This window comes from Caldisphaera sp. (assembly GCF_046536515.1).
Lineage (GTDB): Archaea > Thermoproteota > Thermoprotei_A > Sulfolobales > Acidilobaceae > Caldisphaera.
Window position 1 is genome coordinate 1 of sequence record NZ_JAWDMQ010000030.1, and the last position, 16,986, is coordinate 16,986.

At 32.6% G+C, this 16,986-nt stretch carries 21 protein-coding genes and 1 tRNA gene; 14 read left to right on the forward strand and 8 right to left on the reverse strand.

All coding sequences use genetic code 11. From position 1 onward, the window contains the following. The 4 genes from RXO53_RS05375 to RXO53_RS05390 form a co-directional block, all read left to right on the forward strand. Positions 1 to 125, forward strand: a 125-nt coding sequence (locus tag RXO53_RS05375; RefSeq protein ID WP_410712942.1) for a hypothetical protein, incomplete at its 5' end; no start/stop codon positions are given. Positions 126 to 136: 11 nt separating this feature from the next. Further along, entirely contained in the window at positions 137 to 637 is a 501-nt protein-coding gene (locus RXO53_RS05380; protein WP_410713227.1) for a succinate dehydrogenase, read from the forward strand. A gap of 5 nt (positions 638 to 642) precedes the next feature. Next, positions 643 to 996 (forward strand): succinate:quinone oxidoreductase, encoded by a 354-nt coding sequence (locus RXO53_RS05385; RefSeq protein ID WP_410713228.1) that lies wholly within the window; start codon positions 643 to 645, stop codon positions 994 to 996. Between the two features lie 11 nt (positions 997 to 1,007). Further along, positions 1,008 to 1,916, forward strand: a complete 909-nt coding sequence (locus tag RXO53_RS05390; RefSeq protein ID WP_410713229.1) for a succinate dehydrogenase/fumarate reductase iron-sulfur subunit — start codon at positions 1,008 to 1,010, stop codon at positions 1,914 to 1,916. Positions 1,917 to 1,927: 11 nt separating this feature from the next. Here the strand turns inward: RXO53_RS05390 and RXO53_RS05395 are convergent, their stop codons facing one another. After that, positions 1,928 to 2,098, reverse strand: coding sequence for a ribbon-helix-helix protein, CopG family (locus RXO53_RS05395; RefSeq protein ID WP_410713230.1), 171 nt, complete (start codon positions 2,096 to 2,098; stop codon positions 1,928 to 1,930). A 172-nt stretch (positions 2,099 to 2,270) separates the two neighbouring features. Here RXO53_RS05395 and RXO53_RS05400 point away from each other — a divergent pair, with 172 nt between their 5' ends. Continuing rightward, positions 2,271 to 2,615 carry a hypothetical protein gene (locus RXO53_RS05400; RefSeq protein ID WP_410713246.1) on the forward strand — a complete coding sequence of 115 codons (345 nt, stop codon included), beginning with the start codon at positions 2,271 to 2,273 and terminating at the stop codon, positions 2,613 to 2,615. A 2-nt stretch (positions 2,616 to 2,617) separates the two neighbouring features. On the opposite strand, the gene RXO53_RS05405 is transcribed toward RXO53_RS05400, so the two are convergent. Beyond that, complete coding sequence (locus RXO53_RS05405; protein ID WP_410713231.1) at positions 2,618 to 3,652, reverse strand: DUF1152 domain-containing protein; 1,035 nt, start codon at positions 3,650 to 3,652, stop codon at positions 2,618 to 2,620. Positions 3,653 to 3,823: 171 nt separating this feature from the next. Next, positions 3,824 to 4,600: an SDR family oxidoreductase gene (locus RXO53_RS05410; RefSeq protein ID WP_410713232.1), complete on the reverse strand. Its 777-nt coding sequence runs from the start codon at positions 4,598 to 4,600 to the stop codon at positions 3,824 to 3,826. A gap of 56 nt (positions 4,601 to 4,656) precedes the next feature. On the opposite strand from RXO53_RS05410, the gene RXO53_RS05415 reads away from it, so the two are divergent. The 5 genes from RXO53_RS05415 (at position 4,657) to albA (ending at position 7,926) form a co-directional block, all read left to right on the forward strand. Further along, on the forward strand, positions 4,657 to 5,175 hold the full coding sequence (locus tag RXO53_RS05415) for a hypothetical protein (RefSeq protein ID WP_410713233.1): 519 nt from the start codon (positions 4,657 to 4,659) through the stop codon (positions 5,173 to 5,175). Positions 5,176 to 5,219: 44 nt separating this feature from the next. Continuing rightward, on the forward strand, positions 5,220 to 6,110 hold the full coding sequence (locus RXO53_RS05420; RefSeq protein ID WP_410713234.1) for an ABC transporter ATP-binding protein: 891 nt from the start codon (positions 5,220 to 5,222) through the stop codon (positions 6,108 to 6,110). A 2-nt stretch (positions 6,111 to 6,112) separates the two neighbouring features. Next, positions 6,113 to 6,853, forward strand: a complete 741-nt coding sequence (locus RXO53_RS05425) for a hypothetical protein (protein ID WP_410713235.1) — start codon at positions 6,113 to 6,115, stop codon at positions 6,851 to 6,853. 20 nt (positions 6,854 to 6,873) lie between these two features. After that, positions 6,874 to 7,476, forward strand: coding sequence for a hypothetical protein (locus RXO53_RS05430; protein WP_410713236.1), 603 nt, complete (start codon positions 6,874 to 6,876; stop codon positions 7,474 to 7,476). Positions 7,477 to 7,623: 147 nt separating this feature from the next. Continuing rightward, positions 7,624 to 7,926 carry a DNA/RNA-binding protein AlbA gene (albA, locus tag RXO53_RS05435; protein ID WP_410713237.1) on the forward strand — a complete coding sequence of 101 codons (303 nt, stop codon included), beginning with the start codon at positions 7,624 to 7,626 and terminating at the stop codon, positions 7,924 to 7,926. Here albA and RXO53_RS05440 read toward each other — a convergent pair. Then, positions 7,923 to 9,263: a signal recognition particle protein Srp54 gene (locus RXO53_RS05440; RefSeq protein ID WP_410713238.1), complete on the reverse strand. Its 1,341-nt coding sequence runs from the start codon at positions 9,261 to 9,263 to the stop codon at positions 7,923 to 7,925. The two genes, albA and RXO53_RS05440, sit on opposite strands and share 4 nt — an antisense overlap. Positions 9,264 to 9,362: 99 nt before the next feature. Between RXO53_RS05440 and RXO53_RS05445 the strand changes: the two genes are divergently transcribed. Together RXO53_RS05445 and RXO53_RS05450 are read left to right on the forward strand one after the other, a co-directional pair. Continuing rightward, complete coding sequence (locus tag RXO53_RS05445) at positions 9,363 to 11,075, forward strand: DUF4910 domain-containing protein (protein ID WP_410713239.1); 1,713 nt, start codon at positions 9,363 to 9,365, stop codon at positions 11,073 to 11,075. A gap of 60 nt (positions 11,076 to 11,135) precedes the next feature. Further along, positions 11,136 to 12,092 carry a homoserine kinase gene (locus RXO53_RS05450; RefSeq protein ID WP_410713240.1) on the forward strand — a complete coding sequence of 319 codons (957 nt, stop codon included), beginning with the start codon at positions 11,136 to 11,138 and terminating at the stop codon, positions 12,090 to 12,092. On the opposite strand, the gene RXO53_RS05455 is transcribed toward RXO53_RS05450, so the two are convergent. After that, complete coding sequence (locus RXO53_RS05455; protein ID WP_410713241.1) at positions 12,054 to 13,154, reverse strand: DUF711 family protein; 1,101 nt, start codon at positions 13,152 to 13,154, stop codon at positions 12,054 to 12,056. The two genes, RXO53_RS05450 and RXO53_RS05455, sit on opposite strands and share 39 nt — an antisense overlap. A gap of 184 nt (positions 13,155 to 13,338) precedes the next feature. Between RXO53_RS05455 and RXO53_RS05460 the strand changes: the two genes are divergently transcribed. After that, a tRNA-Ser gene (locus tag RXO53_RS05460) sits at positions 13,339 to 13,423 on the forward strand. Between the two features lie 2 nt (positions 13,424 to 13,425). On the opposite strand, the gene RXO53_RS05465 is transcribed toward RXO53_RS05460, so the two are convergent. From RXO53_RS05465 to RXO53_RS05475, 3 genes are all read right to left on the reverse strand, one after another. Further along, positions 13,426 to 13,845 (reverse strand): aldo/keto reductase, encoded by a 420-nt coding sequence (locus tag RXO53_RS05465; protein ID WP_410713242.1) that lies wholly within the window; start codon positions 13,843 to 13,845, stop codon positions 13,426 to 13,428. A 105-nt stretch (positions 13,846 to 13,950) separates the two neighbouring features. Then, positions 13,951 to 15,318, reverse strand: coding sequence for an RNA-guided endonuclease InsQ/TnpB family protein (locus RXO53_RS05470; protein ID WP_410713243.1), 1,368 nt, complete (start codon positions 15,316 to 15,318; stop codon positions 13,951 to 13,953). Positions 15,319 to 15,354: 36 nt separating this feature from the next. After that, positions 15,355 to 15,549 carry an aldo/keto reductase gene (locus tag RXO53_RS05475; protein ID WP_410713244.1) on the reverse strand — a complete coding sequence of 65 codons (195 nt, stop codon included), beginning with the start codon at positions 15,547 to 15,549 and terminating at the stop codon, positions 15,355 to 15,357. Between the two features lie 175 nt (positions 15,550 to 15,724). On the opposite strand from RXO53_RS05475, the gene thrC reads away from it, so the two are divergent. After that, entirely contained in the window at positions 15,725 to 16,885 is a 1,161-nt protein-coding gene (gene thrC, locus RXO53_RS05480) for a threonine synthase (protein WP_410713245.1), read from the forward strand. The last annotated feature ends 101 nt before the right edge of the window (positions 16,886 to 16,986 follow it).

The window sequence follows — 16,986 nt, forward strand, 5'->3', positions numbered from 1 at the left end:
CTAAAAGAGATGATGAAAATTGGTTAAAGCATACTGTAGTAATAAGAGATGGAGCAGATGATCTCAGATTTATATATTGGCATGTTACAATTAATACATGGAAACCTGTAGAAAGGAAATATTAGGAGGTGTTATTATGTCAGATGATGAAAAATTTAGGAGAATTGAAATGGAGAACAGACAGGGCTTTTGGAAGGCTAGCTTAAATCCTTGGCTAATTCGTGCCAAAAACAACCCAGAAAGAGTAGCATTTGTATTGCATAGAGTAACTGGATTTATAATAATAGCATTTTTACTAGCTCATATTTTAGAAACTGATTCACCTGTCTGGTCTCAATACGTTCCTATCAACGGCCTTTCTGGCTGGTCTGCATGGACTTACATAATGGGCATAGAAAGTGCTTGGTGGGCAAGGTTAGGAGAATGGATTGTTGCAGGAGCCGTTCTTTTCCATGCATTAAATGGATTTAGGCTTTTATTGACTGAATTCTTTGGCTTAGGTATTGGAAAACCAGTCGAGCCCAAGCCACCATATGAAGCACCCACTCTTAATGCTCCTCAAAGAACTTGGCTTTATATTGAGTTTGTCGTTGCCCTTGTTTTATGGGCATTTTCTGCATTCTTAATATTTGGGTGATGGAAATGGAAAATAAAGCATCTAATATACAAGTTTGGCAATATATAACTGCCATACTTCTTATATTTTTGTTAGGTTACCATCTATTGCAAAGAATTCCATGGTTATTCAATGTATCTACATTCGATCAAACTTTAACAAGCGCCTTCGTTTATAATCAATACAAAGAGGCAGGATGGGCTTTATTACTTTTAGCATGGGTTGCTCTATTTCACGGATTAAACGGAGTGAGAGGAATGTTATTTGAATTACATCAAGGAAAAACATATAATAATATAATAAATGTGCTATTTTGGCTAGTATTCATTGTGTTTGCAGCTATAGCAGCGCTTACAATAGTTAAGTTACCAGCATATTGAGGTGAGATGGGATGGCATTAGATATTGAAGCAGCAACAAAATTACCTCCCAAAGTAATAACAGTTAGGGTTAGAAGATATAATCCAGAAACAAAGAAAATATGGTGGCAGGAATATAAAGTAGAGACACATAAAGGTATGACAATGCTTGATGTTCTGCTAGATATAAAAGAAAATACTGATCATACATTAGCTGTCAGATATAGTTGCAGAATGGGATTATGCGGAAGCTGCGGAGTTAATATAAATGGTACACCAATGCTTGCATGCCAAACACAAGTTTCACAGGTAACAAGCAACGCAAGACCAGTTGTAACTGTTGAACCATTACCTAACTTCCCAATAGTTAAAGATCTTATGACAGATTTCTCAGACTTTTTCAACAAACATAGAAGCATTAAACCATATCTAATAAGAAAAGATGTCGAAGAACAAGAGAATCCCAAAGGCCACCTAAAGATGGATCCAGAAGAGTTTATTGACATATTACAATTTAGCAATTGTATTTTCTGCGGTCTTTGTTACTCTTCTTGTCCAGTAGTCGCTGCAGATCCAGAATATTTGGGGCCTCAAGCGCTTATGTATACTTTCAGATTTATAAATGATGTTAGAGATGAAGGCCATAAAGAAAGATTTGCCATCGTAGATAGTGAACATGGTTGTCACAGATGCCACTTTGCTGCTACATGTAGCGCAGTTTGTCCAAAGGCCGTTGACCCAGCAGGTGCAATTCAAGGATTGCGCAGCAAACTATTTAAATACAGACTTGGATTCTATAAGAAAAAATCTTCTCAAGTTTTATCTGCCCCGCCAGAAAAAGGAGAAAGAGTTCCATTGCCACCAGAAGCAACAACCCTACCAGGAGTTGACTTAAAACAATTTGAGAAAGAGCCCGTAATTATAAAATTACCCAAAGAATAACATTCAATTTTTTAAGTATAAATTTTTATTCTTTTAGTTACAAAGGGTTTGTCTTTATCTGCCATTATGTAATTCTGAAGTGCTCTTCTTATAATTTCACTTTTTGTAACATTCCTTTTTTTGGAATATTCCTCTAGTATCTCAAGCAGCTCATCTTCCAACTTGAACGAAACAACTTTCATTAACTGCTCACCTATTCAGTAACACCCACCTTGTATTATGCAAGCAAGACTTTTATTTAATACGCACGACATTTATCAAGAGTTCTCTTACAATAAGAATACTGCGAGCAAAAGAATATATTAGGCCTCTCTCAGTACTACTCTTAATAGGAGGAGACAGAAGTTGCCTACTGTGCACTTATCTCTAAGCGACCAAATGTATAGCGAACTCAAAAACAAATCAGACGAAATAGGTATCCAAATAACTGATCTAATAAAACTATACATAAAAAATGGTTTGCAAGGCGGTTTTTCAAATAAAAATGAAGATAATATAATAATAGCAAATATCTCCAATAGATTAGACAAAGTCGAAAAAGATGTAAGAGTTAAGATGACCCTGCTAGAAGGCAAATATAGACAAATCGAGGAGACTATGGACTATCTTATACAAAGAATTGATAGCCTAGAGGATTTATTAACAGAATACAAAACCAAGAAAAAAGTTATACAACAAAGTGAGGAGCAAGAAACATAAGATTAACATTTTATAGGATCACAGTTTCTCTTTATTAAATTGCTTATACCCTGTTGTCTTATATCATTTAAGTTGATAGGCTTGCTTGACTGCTCGCTTCTCAGCTTCATTAAATCATTTTCTAGGTCTAATTCTGTATATATGCAATGATCATTTAAAGCTTGATTGGCTTGTCCAATTCCTCCTGTCCCTTTAACAAACTTTGGCAATTCGCTTCTATTATAAACAATATCAACATCCAATAAATAAGATGTTGAAAGGATTGGTGAAAGTTTAACAAGTCTTGTATTATTCCTTATCATTTTATTTCCATATTCCCCTTTAAATGATAATAGAGGAATTAAAGATGCTTCAGTGTAAACATTTTTAATTAATTTTTCTAATAATTCGGAATCTTCATAACTCATACCTAAAATTTCTATTAAACCTTCTTGCTTGCTTATATCGCTAACATATTTCAAAACAGTATTAGTATCAAGTTCTCCGTCTCCTCCTGGACCATATACTGCCAGAGTTCTGTCAAAATTTAGTTGATACAAAGCGCTTAATGAAATCGAATCAGCTAATGGACTCCATAGATTTTCTTCACATCCAAGACTTAATATATCTCCACCAACATCTACACCAACAACTACATCTATATCATAATTTTCAGCAACATCATTTATGCCTCTAATAACACCTTCAGTACCTTTAGTTAAATCAATAAATATAGCCTTTTCTCCAGTTACTTTCACAAATTTTGTAATTTGAGGTTCAACTTCCATTCCATACCTAAGAGCATATGAATCTGAATTAACAATAGCAGCAGAATATCCTATGGGTTCAACATTGACCATCATTTCTAATGGTATTGGACCTGGATATGGATCTATGGTAAACCTTTCCCATACAACACTGCCTATAATAATATTGCCCCCAGCTTTTTTCACTTTGTTTGAAACATGATATGCGCCAACTATATCCCCTCCGCCACCTGCCCCGAAAACGAAGACGTTCTTACCTTTAACTAAAGATTCTAAGCTTTTATATTTCAATTTTTACACCATTTTAATTGTATTGCCAAGATTTTTTAGTTTAGCGTTTTCCCAAATAAGGAATAAATCTAGATATGTATTTTTCTATATGAGAGAATCTATATAATAATTATCTGAGTTTCCATATGTTAATACAATAATTTTTATATAAAATTTTCTTTCAATAATAATTTAAATAATACAATTAAGAGAACTTCCATCAAATAATATTATTGAGCCAGATAAATACTCTGGAGAAAAAGCCAAAAAAGATATTATATTGCCTAATTCATCAAACCTACCCAATCTTTTTAATGGCGACAGTCCTTTGACATACCTATCCCAAAATTCTTCTTCACTTATATTAAATTTCTTGGCCAAACTTCTAATTAAGCTTTCTGAACCTTCTGTTTTAAAACTCCCTAACAATAAAGCATTAGCTCTTATCCTGTCTGAATAAAGCCTTGAATATGTTTTTATCAAAGAGACTAAACTGATTCTAATAATATCAGATATAGCTGTAGAATCCATAGGAGAATAAATGGAAAAACTTGATATAATGACAAAATTTGTCTTTTTCTTATTATATTTGTAAACATAATTCATAGCCTCCGCAGTAGAATATATGTACATGTTAAAAGCATAAACCCAATCATCATATGAGGCGTTTATTATATCACATGGCTCGCATATAGGATTTCCATAATTCATAACTACTACATCAATACTTCCCAATTTCCTAATAGCATATCCAAATATTTTATCTATATCCTTCTTGTTAGATAAATCACCCTTTATGCCATATACCTTAATTTTCTTTTTTCTTAGCTCTTCTATAGCCTTATCTATATTATCTTTATTTCTCGAATTTATAATTAAGTTACACCCTTTTTCTGCCAATGATAGAGCAGCTTGGTATCCTATGCCCTTTGTAGAGGCTGTTACAATTGCGTTACATTTATTATTCATAATCATCACCATATAATAGAGGTATAAAAAAATTAAAATATGTAGAGGTTTTAATAATGACAATACCTATTTATGGAATTGGTACAATCAACGTAACAAAAAATGATATATTTTATGTAATAACATTCGATTATTTTGATGAGAATAAGGAATATTATAACCTAATTAAAAAAGAAATGCAAAAAAAGAATGAAGAAGAGAGGTTAAAAACAGAAATGCAAAAGCAAATTAATGGAGAGAAGACAATAATAAATGGGAATTATGTTTTTCCTGTCGTTAAATATTCTAAAATAGGGGTTAAAATACCTAAAATATCCTACGTTACTTTTTATATAGAAATTCCTATCAAATTAGCAGATGGGAAAAACACTTATGAAAATATATATGATGAAACTACTGCAGAATATGACTACTCAGTTACTTGGGTTCTTCCAAAATGTGGTAAATTTATAAAAATAGATTCTCCTGGAAATCATGAATTTGAAAACAATTACGCTTTTCTATATGTTTCAAAAGGTACCAAAATATCTGGCTATGAAAGCATAGTATTTGAAATAAAAGATAAATGTATTTAAATATCTATATATCTTTTAGCCTATTAATAAAGCGGGGGAATAAAATGGACGATCTAATAGTGATTGAGAACGTAACAAAAAGGTATGGGAAAACAACTGCTTTGAGCAATGTTTCATTAAAAGTCAAAAAAGGCGAAATTGTGGCTATTGTAGGTCCGAATGGAGCAGGAAAATCAACACTAATAAAAGTATCGTTAGGTTTATTAAGAAGAGATGGAGGAAAGGTTCTAATATTTAATAAGGATCCGTTTTATGATCCATCGGCAAGAGAAAAAATTGGAGTCATATTTGAGAGACCATCATTACCTATTAGCATGCCTATTATTGAATTTTTAACTCATGTTTCGAAAATATATAATAAAAGCCCTAGTAATATAAAAGAGGTAATAGATTTAGTAGGATTAGCTGGTAATGAAAATAAAGCCTTCTCACAACTAAGCGCGGGGCAAAGACAAAGGGCTGCTATAGCTCATGCGTTGATAGCTGAACCTGAAATAATAATTGCAGATGAGCCTACAAGTAATTTAGATCCTGTGGAAAGAAATAAGATATTAGATCTATTTTTAAAAATAAACAAAGAAAAAGATCTTACTATAATTATATCTAGTCATGTATTACCAGAGATATTAAGAGTGTCATCAAAGATAACTATAATGAAATCTGGTAAAATATTAAAAGTAGGAGAACCTGACGATATTGTTAAAAATATCTCTATTGCTAGGATTAGGTGTAAAGATCCATCTATAATTAAGGAAATTTTAGAGAAAAATGGATTTTATGTAAATGTTGAAGGAGGAAACATATACGTTAAAACGGAAGACAATGAAAAGACATCTATACTATTAAATTTAATATCAGATCAAGTGAAGAAGGGCCAGCAAGTATATGGAATAGAATTAATAGAACCAGGGATAGAGGAAATACTTGAGGGATAAAAATGTCAGCAAAAAAATCGTTGGAACTTGCTTTAATAGATCTTTGGGATTCTTTAAGACCGCCAAGCTTTGATATAATGCTTATACTGGTAGCGACGCTTAGTGGTATATTATCAGTACTCGAACCTGTTACAACACCACCTGCAGTTAGTAATGCTGTATTGGGGGCCGTCCTATTTGTTACATCACTTTATTTAGCTTTAAGAGCTTCTTCTGACCTTGTTAATTTAGTTCAAACTGGAGTTATGTCGTTGTATTTAACTTATCCAATATCTAGAAGAAATGTATCTTTAATGATTTACTTAACACGAGTTTTGCTACCTTCTATAATATTGCTGGGAATCCCGGCTTTGGTTGCAGGCATAATGTTATACCCTGTCGTTGGAAAAAATGTAAACGAATTTCTAATTATGTGGGTTGCGTATCTGATTCAGGCCCAACTGTATGGCTCTATATTTGTTCTGGCCTCAAATAAGAGTAAAAGTACTGGCACTGCTGCAGTAGTTAGTATAACCGGGTATTTTGGATATACTGCAACAAGTGTAATATTAGCTCTGATCGGTTCTATTGACAATATTAAAATCTTAACGAACATATCAAATTCTATGGGACTGTATAATCCTGTTTATGATATATTAACAGGAATTAATACACCAATTTGGGAACTTTTTGTTGTACCTGTAATATTTATTTCTCTCTTTATAACTTATATTATTTATTTTACAAGGAGGTTTGAAGCATAATGTTTTGGTTCAAAAAGCTCTTGCCTAGAGTTTTATTTGGTATCGCAATTGCATTGATTATAGCATCTGTGTTTGCAACTCAGTACGGCGTAAAAACTTATTCTTCTTGGAATATAGGCTATAATTCACAATCGACTCCAGCGATTCTAGCTGCTATTATTCCTGCAAGTTCAGGTATAGCCCAAATAAACATAACTGGGGTTTCACAGGCGCTTTATCTAAATTTAACCGGAAATCCCCTTACACTATTAGGAGAGGCAAAAGGTCTTGGATTGAAAACTGTTAATACTATTTCACATGATGATTTTCAAACTGGAGTTTATTACTTGGTAACAGGTATGCAAGGCAACCCAATCGTAGTAGAACAAGCGTTTCAGGGATTAGTTAAGAATGCTCAAAAAATAGGAAACAGTTATATCGTTAAAACAAGTTTAAATCCGGAAGAAAGCATTGTAGTTTTAGCATTTCCTAATTCCTCTACAGTTCTAATAACAGAAAGCTTTAAAGTAACAGGTTATGGCCATATTTCATTAATTAATGGATTAGAATTAGGACTCGCTTTGGTTGTAATATCGATTTTAATCGAAGTTTTAATGAGAAAAAATAATATACAAAAATTATAATAATTTTTAGTTTTCAATGCATTATTGTGATTAATTTTGTTAATATCATAAGATATTTAATTTCATACCATTATTTAATTTATATCTAAAATTTAGAAACAAATACTTTTTAATATTATTTATTATTATTTAATAGAGGTGATAAAGTTGTCAGAAAAACAACAAAACACGATATATATAGGTAAAAAACCTTTAATGAACTATGCATTGATAGCTATTAGGTTTTTCAACTATGAAAATGTTGATGAGATAAAAATTAGGGCAAGGGGTTCAAACATATGTAAAGCAGTTGACATGGTTGAATATCTTAGAAATATGTATTATAAGGATTTAATTTTAAAGGATTTAAATATATTCGAAGAAGAGGTATCTGATGAAAAAGGAAATATCAAAAAAATCTCCTCAATTGAAATAACAATAAATAAAGGCAAAAATGCTCCAGTAATTTAGTCTTCCATGTTTTCTATTCCAAGCTTTCTCAATATACCCCTATCTCTTCTTATCCTCTTCATTATGGTCTTCAAGTTCTTATAGTAATTAAGTAAATCTTTAACATCTTCAACAGTTGTACCGCTTCCTAACGCTATCCTTTTCATTCTTTTTCTATCAATTAACTCTGGATTATCTAGTTCCTCATAAGTCATACTTTCTATAATATGAAGCCATTTTGTAATTTTTTCTTCACCAACCTTTAACTGCTCGTCTTTTATTTGCATTGGTAAGGAGCTCGTTGGAAGCATTTGGAGTATTTTGCTAAATGGACCCATTTTCCTTAAACTCTTAATTTGAGCATATAGCGTTCTCATGTTGATTTTTCCTTTGGCTAAGTCCTCTTGTATTTTTTCAATGTTAATGCTTTCCTGAGCACTTTTAATTTTCTCTAGGAGAGCATCTATATCACCTAAACCAAGAAGTCTTGAAACAAACTTTGTCGGATTAAAAACTTCTAGTTCTTCTATTTTCTCACCTGTTCCAATAAATTTAACTTTAGCTCCTGTAGCTGCTATTGCAGATAGTACTCCTCCACCTTTAGCAGTTCCATCAAGCTTCGTAACAATTAGCGAACCAATAGGAGTTGTTTCATGAAACTGTTTTGCTAAGTCATAGGCTTTTTGACCTATTGCAGCATCTAAAACTAACATAACTTCATCTGGTTTAACTTTATTAGATATGTTTTTCATTTCTTCTAAAAGGCTTTTTTCATTACCATATCCATGCCTTCCAGCCGTATCTATTATTATTATTTCTGCGTTCTTTGATTTAAGTTCTTCAACCCCTTTTTTGGATATATCTTCTGCGTTCTTATTATTTAGATCACCATAAAACATTGAACTGCTCAAATTTGCAAGAGTCTTTAATTGCTCAAAAGCCCCGGGCCTATAAGTATCTGCTGCGATTAAGCCAACCTTGTAACCTTTCTTAGTATAATAGTATGCCAATTTACCTGCAGTTGTAGTTTTCCCAGAGCCTTGAACTCCTACTAATAAAATTATCCATGGAGTTTTTTTAGGTTCAACATCTACACTTATATCTCCTCCAAATAATTCACTTAGTTGATCATAAACTACTTTAATAAACCATTCTTTCCTGCTTATACCTGAAGGAGGCTCCTCTTCTAATGCTTTTTTCCTTATATTTTCACTTAATTCTTTTACTACCTTTAGATTGACATCTGATTTTATTAACTCTCTTTGAAGATCCCTAATAAATTCTTCTACAGAATCTTTATATGTACTGCCTCCTTTTAAAAACTTTGAAACTGCATTTCTTAGGCCGTCTAGTACCAACAGCTTAACCCTATTTTTAATATATTTTCAGACTTAAAAAGCTCATAATTTAGCAAAAAATTAATTTACTTTATAGCTTACAAACTAATGGGAGCGTTTATGATAAAAGAAATTGAAGCTATGGGAAATACATATAGCAAAATTTTAAAATATACTAATGATTATAGGGTTTATAGAATCTTATCTTCTTACACAAAGTTTAACAGGATACAAGGGGGAATTGAGATACTAGATGCCGCAAAATTTATTGAAAAGACTCTTATTGAAAATTCTTCTGAAAATTTAAACGTAGAAATGCTAAAATTTGGAGGCACTTCTGTGCCTGATTGGATCGGTGCTCCAACAGGATGGATTCATAGATTTACTTGGATAAAAATAGGAGACATAGAGTTAAACAGTAAACAGCACCCAACATTACCAGTAGCTCATAGTCCTCCCTCTGACGGAAAAGTTGTTGGAAAAGCAGTTATAATTAATAATTGGAATGATCCTGATGAATACAAAGATGTTAAAGGAAAATTCGTTGTATCGGATGGGATATCTTATATAGTTTATAGGTTGGCTTATGAAAATAACGCTTTAGGCGTTCTATTATATTCCAAAAGTTCTCCTCCAGATGCAGTTCCATATAAATCATTATTTTTAAGTAGAGAAGAAGCGAACAAATATACCATCCCTGCAGTATCAATACCAAACTATTTAGTTAACAGCATTGAAGATAAGGAAGTATCTCTGTATCTTGATGCTGATATAAAAAAAGATCCTGGATTTCCCTACGTTCTTGCATGGATTGGAGATAAAAATTCAAAGGGTCCAATTCTTATGGCACATATGTGCCATCCAAGCCCGGGTGCAAATGATAATGGAAGCGGTACAGCATCTTTAATAGAAACGGCAATAGTTTTAAGCGAAATGATACAAAAAAATGAAATAAAAGCACCTAACGAAACCATTAGATTTATATGGTTCCCAGAATACACTGGAAGCTCTGTTGTTTTTGGTTCTTGGCTTTCCAACTTAGTTACAGAAGCAATAAACTTAGACATGGTAGGTGTATATCCTAGCGATAAGGATGGTCCCTTAAAAGTAATAAGTAACAGCATAAGCAGTATTTCCAAGTCAAGTGCTGCAATATATTATTCAGCTAGACTAATTTCAAAAAAGATCGGTTTTGACAGGTTATCTTTATCTACCTATGATGGAGGTAGCGACCATGATGTTACAATAGCCTATGGAATACCATCAGTTATGTTAAACCAATGGCCTGATTATGCATACCATACGGATTTAGATGATTTGAATAGAATATCGAGAGAAATGCTCAAGTTATCATCATCCATAGCTTCTTTGGGCACATATATTTTAACAACCATTGATATAGATACATATGATTTTTATAATGATTTATTAAATCAAATAGTATTTAATCATTTATCAAACGATGATATAGAATCTGCAAAGTTAGCATTAAAATTATTACCTGAAATGTTTAATTTGCAAAAAAATGAGGTCGATATCAATACAGAAGGAAAGGGAGACAACATTATAAAAAGCAAGCCACCTATTATTGAAGGCTTAAGGACTTTAGCAAAATATAACCTTGATTTAGCATTAAAGGCTGCAAACATAATAAATAAAAATACTATGAGCACAACTGTTTACTTTAGAGAAGCATTCTTTTTATCAAAGAATAGACCATTGAAAGAAATTTATCTACTACTTTTAGCAGAGTACGGTAGAAAATACGTTAACAATGACGATTTAATTAATCTATTTGATATTTTGTCAGATTCCAAGATTATAAGTTACTAAAACATTATAGAAAAAATATTTATTCTTTAAATATTCGATTTTAACCTAAAGGTGATTAGAATGGAAGAAGTGTGGGCTAAGGCCTATTCAAGTTCTGCAAATTTAGGCTCTGGTTTTGATGTAATATCATTAGCTCACAACGCGTATTATGATGTAGTCGCTATATCAGCTAAAAAAGGAAACGGGGATATTAAAGTAGAAAAAATTGAAGGACCTTTCTCTTCAAATGTAAACGAAAATAACAGTGCTGCTTATGCAATTAAATATATGGTAAAGGATCTAAATATTAATAATTATGATATCTTTATAAAAATTTTCAAAGGTATACCGGTTTCTTCAGGTTTAGGAGGCAGCGGGGCCAGTGCTGCTGCAGCAGTTTTAGCATTATCAAATCTTTTGGACTTAAATTTAAGCAAAGAGCAGTTAATAAAATATGCCGGCCAAGGAGAAATAGTATCTGCAGGTGTTCCGCATTATGACAATGTAGCAGCTTCCTTGCTTGGCAATTTAGCAATTGTAGGAAAAATTGATAATCAGATATATGCTTATAATTTTGAAATAAAGGCAAACTTTATTGTATTTAGGCCAACTAATTTTTATTTAAATAACAAAACACAATACATGAGGTCTTTATTGCCAAAAAGTGTTGACTTTAAAGATCATACACAAGACTCTATAAAGCTCGGAATTTTGATTGCTTCATTATTAAAAGGTGATCTTAAAGCTGCTGGTAAAGCAATGAACGATACTATAGTAACGGGTTCTAGGGCAAAGGCTGTACCATGCTTTAATGAAATAAAGGAAAGACTATTAAATATTGGTGCCTATGGTGTAGCTATAAGCGGCGCAGGCCCATCCATAATAGCCCTTTTCGATAAAAATCCAGAAGAACTATTACAAGTAGGGTTAAACACATATAAAGAATGTGGAATTCAGGGAGAAGGAAAAATAGTTAATCCTGCACCGCCGGCAAGTATTTTAAATGGAGATAACAGGGGTTTCCCCAAACCTTCCTAAATCAACTTTATCTCCAGGTTCTACGCTCTCAACAGGTATAATTCTTACGCCCAACGCTTTTGCCTTGGTTTTTGAATAAGCTGATACATCGAGTAAGAGGCCTGCAACACCATTAATGTCATATGGTACTACAGCTAAATCTAATCCTGCTAAGCAGACACCGCTTAGCATAGCTAAATGCCTAGCTGTTAAATCTCCTTCGCTTGCCCTCGCCTTTAATTTAGAATCCTCTGCTATAGGCAACATTACCTCGTTAAATCCAACAGTTTTTAAAAACTTTGAAGCACGATTAAGAGCTTCATTAACTTTTTTTAAACCATATGCAAAGCCCGGTTTAGGTAATCTTACCCCAGAAACTAATTCTATTAATCCTAAACTAGACTCTTCCATCCATGGAGATACGCTTAAATCTACACCAGCATATTCTATGTTTAATTTGTTTGCAATGTATGAAGCCATGTCTTGAGCCAATTTTCCTGCCTCTACAACTGAGGATATCATACCCTCATACCCATTTTTAGCAAAAGAATCCTTTAAGTAATTGGGATAAGTTAGTGCTGCAGAAATCATAATTTTTCCAGGTATTGCAGAAGCCAAAGGATAATATGGAGTTATAAAATATTTTTCATTAAAAGTGTTTACACCAATGTTTGCCCCAAATTCAGGGTTATTAGATACCAGTTCATGTAATGATCTCGATATGCTTAAAGCTTCATCCCAACTGTTACCTTCCATCATTATTGATGAATACATCTTATTAGCTGCTATTGACTTTATGGCCTCGTTTAATTTATTGTAATTCGAGTCTATTTGACCTAAATTTATTGCATATTTTTCACTAAAATACTCAAGCTCCTTTAAGAAACCATCTAAATCATCCAAAAATGGTGGATTTGGAAATGCTATTCTAAGGTAAGTCGGCTTTATATTATAGTTGCTCTTATATTCATCAACGGCATCAGAAAAATTGCTAAAAAATTTTTCCAACTCTTTTTTAGCATAATCAATATCGTTAGGTAAAGGCTTACCATAATGTATTGTTAACGTCCTTACCTCATACATAACGTTCACCACTTTTTTTGATTAAATTTAGACTTAAATCTTTATAGAAGACTAAAATTAAATTCGTTGAAAACCTTAAAAACCCTTATATATCAATTACTATAATGTGCCAACTCTGAAAAAATGGGTGGCATAAAATATTGAGCCCTGTAAATTGGGCAATGAATTGAATCATGTTAATGATGCCGCGGTCGCCCAGCCCGGTAGGGCGTCGGCCTGCTAAGCCGATGGGGTTAATCCCCGCGCGGGTTCAAATCCCGCCCGCGGCGCATTAAATATTATTTTGTAAAAATCTATAATCTTCTTCCCTTAATTGCCACCCTAAAGATCCTATAATTTCATCTATGTGTTTTTTGTTAGCAGCTTTAGGTATTGGTATTGAATTTCTCATTAGATAATTTAGCGCTACTTGTATTGGGGTTTTATTATATTTTTTTCCAATTTCTTCAAGTTGTTTAATATAAGCTACTTCACCTTTTGCTAATGGAGAATAAGCTATAATTTTTATATTATTCTTTTTAGAAAAAGGTATTATATCTTTTTCTGGAGATTTATTTAAAATGTTATACTCTATCTCATTTGCAGCTATTTCATATTTCTTTGCTGCACTAATAGCTTTTTCAAGCAAATTAACGTCAAAGTTGCTAACTCCCATGCAATTAATAATTCCCTTATCGATTAGTTCTTCCAAGGCTTTAATAGATTCCTCTATTGGGACACTCTTGTTTGGCCAATGTATTAGATATAACTGACCTCCTCCCCGCCCTGAAGGGCGAGTTTCCTGAGGTCTTAAGGGTTACACCCCTTTTACGGGTGCTACTCTATTATGTTCTACAATGAAAGATAGGGGTTTCTTTATTGATGATAATACTTTACCTGTTGCTTTCTTTAATATGTTTAAAGCTCCATTTAAATCAGAATGAAGTTTATGTTTTAATGGACAATTAATGACTCCCCTAGGTCTTCTTTTAACTTCTACATTATGATAAGCACAGTATCTGGACGTATTATATTCTATAACTTCATATACTTTAATGCCATATTCTTGTGCTTTAAGTTCAATTGCCATCATTAATTTACGATAAGACCACATGTTTACTGTAAATTTGTTACCCTTTTCCTGAGCAATGTTAAATGGGTAACCTAAGTAAATGGTTGAAACACCTAATTCATGTAACTTCTTCATTATGTGAGACGCTAAATTCCTATATAAATGCAAAAGCCTTCTCATTAATTTCTTAAAAAGCCTTTTCTTCTCTTTTAATAATTCATCATATGCTTCATATTCACCAAGGTTTCTTGTATTATCTGCTAAGGATTGTACTTGTGATATCTTATTCTCTAAATAAAAATAGTCTTCCTTAGTCCTAACACCTTTGTAAAGAAACCAAGTGCCATCGTTTAATACTACGCTTGCCAAATTATTTATGCCTAAATCTATTGAAGCTACTTTATTACCTTTAGGTGATTCAACTTGTATATTCTTCCTTTCACCATAAACAATATACTTGCTCTTCTTTCCCTTTTTAGTTTTCTCAACACCTACTTCAACTGGTATTGAGGCATACCATGCATTACTTATTTCATCATAGTATATCTCCAATCTACCTTGCTTACCGTACCACCTTAACCTACCAGCAAAATCTATTTCCATTTTGAAATCTTTTAGAATAATTTTATGATTAACTCCATCTATTTCATATCTATCTTGTCTAATAACAAGTAAAAGCTTTCTCTTCTTAGTATCTTTATCAATCCAATATCCTGGTGGTTTTATATGCTTAATATGTTTTGGTAGTTCTCCTTTTTTCTTTATTAAAGAAAAATAAGATGACCAAGCCTCATTGTTTTTCTGCATTATTGCTTGAGCATTAACTTTTAGCTCTTCCTTATATTTTTTGTAGTATTTATCCCACGTTGTATTGAAGTCCACTTTCTTTTCATGGAAGAACTGTTGCCTCCTCTCATAGTTCAACTCGTTGAAGAGCTTTGATGAGATATTAGATAGCTTTCTGAGCTTCCTTTCCTGATAACCATTTGGAAAAAGGCGTACTACATTTGTTCTCTTATTTGTATAATTAACTTCGTAGATGCCCTCTTCTGGTATTGCGGGAGAAATCGGCTCCCGCTCCTCATGTTTTAAGAGTTGACCAGACGAAGGCATCTGAAGAGCATCTCAAATAGAAATAGTATTTTTGATTTAAAAAACTTTACCCCGCCCTTCAGGGCAGGGTTTGCCGTTCTCAGTATCAAAAAGTTTAATCCCTTTTGAATAAGCATACCTCAGAATTTCTATAGACTCACTGTCTTTAGTAAAATCCTTTTGCCAGTAACCTCCTCCTATTCCCCAAGTTCCAAAGCCAATATCTCCTACTTCCTTTTCGCAAATTTTCATACTTTACACCAAAAATCATAAAGTTAAGAAAAGTTTTATCTATAAATTTTTAAAATTAGAACTACATAAGATGTATATTAATTGTCAACCCCCCGGTTAACAATTAACAAACAAAAAGCTTATAAATACATTTTATTTTTAATAAGTTGGTGAGATTATTGACAAGCGAGGATCTATGAAGTGCCTTTCTTGTGGGGCTTCATTTAATATAGATCAAAAATTAATTGTCTGTCCTATTTGTGGAGGCTTGCTCGAAATAATTAACGAATTTGAAACGTTTAATAAAAATAACTTAAGAGGTAAAGGGGTTTGGAGATATAAAGAATTAATACCGGGAGATTATAAAAAAATAATTTCATTAAATGAAGGAAATACCCCTTTAATAAAATCAAAAAAATATGAAAATTTATACTTTAAATTCGAAGGACTTAATCCTACAGGTAGCTTTAAAGATAGAGGAATGACAGTAGCAATTAGCTCAGCATATTCATTGGGATATAAAATAGTTGTTGCTGCTTCAACAGGAAATACTGCTGCATCAGCATCAGCATATGCCGCAAGAGCAGGCCTAAAGACTTTACTTTTCCTGCCAAAGGGTAAGGTAGCTAAAGGAAAACTGTTTCAATCAATATTACATGGAGCTGTAATAGTTGAAGTAGATGGCAACTTTGATAACGCTATGAGTAGGGTAAGAAAAATATTCAACGAAGATAATGATATATATCCTGTTAATTCGTTTAATCCATGGAGACTTGAGGGGCAGAAAACGATAGCTTATGAAATATATGAAGATATAGGAAATCCAGATTTCGTTATAGTTCCAACAGGCAATGCTGGTAATATCTATGCTATATGGAAGGGGTTTAAAGAGCTTGAAAATTTAAGTTTTATAAATAAAGTACCTAAGATGATAGCAGTTCAAGCAGAAGGAGCTTCTCCAATAGTAAATTATATAAACAATAATAAAATGGAATTTATTGACAACCCAGAAACTATCGCAACAGCTATTAGAATTGGAAAACCTGTTAATTATATGAAGGCAATAAAAGCAATTACAGAGTCTAAAGGAAGCGCTTTAAAGGTCAGTGACAATGAAATATTGCAAGCACAGATTTATCTTGCAAGAGAAGAAGGTATTGGTGTAGAACCCGCTTCTGCATCAGCAATGGCAGCTTATCAAAAACTATTAAATAATGGGTACATAGATATAAAGGATAAAGTTGTTTTAGTATTAACGGGGCACGCTTTAAAAGATCCAAATACAACCCTCGATGCTGAGATATATAATGTATCTCAAAACAATATAGAGATATTAATAAATAAATTAAAGACCTAAAAGTGTAAATCTGATTACTCCCTCCCTGAAAGGTGAGTTTCCCTAGGTCTAGAGTATTACACTCTTTTATGGCTACTCTATTATACAATTTTGTATTGTAG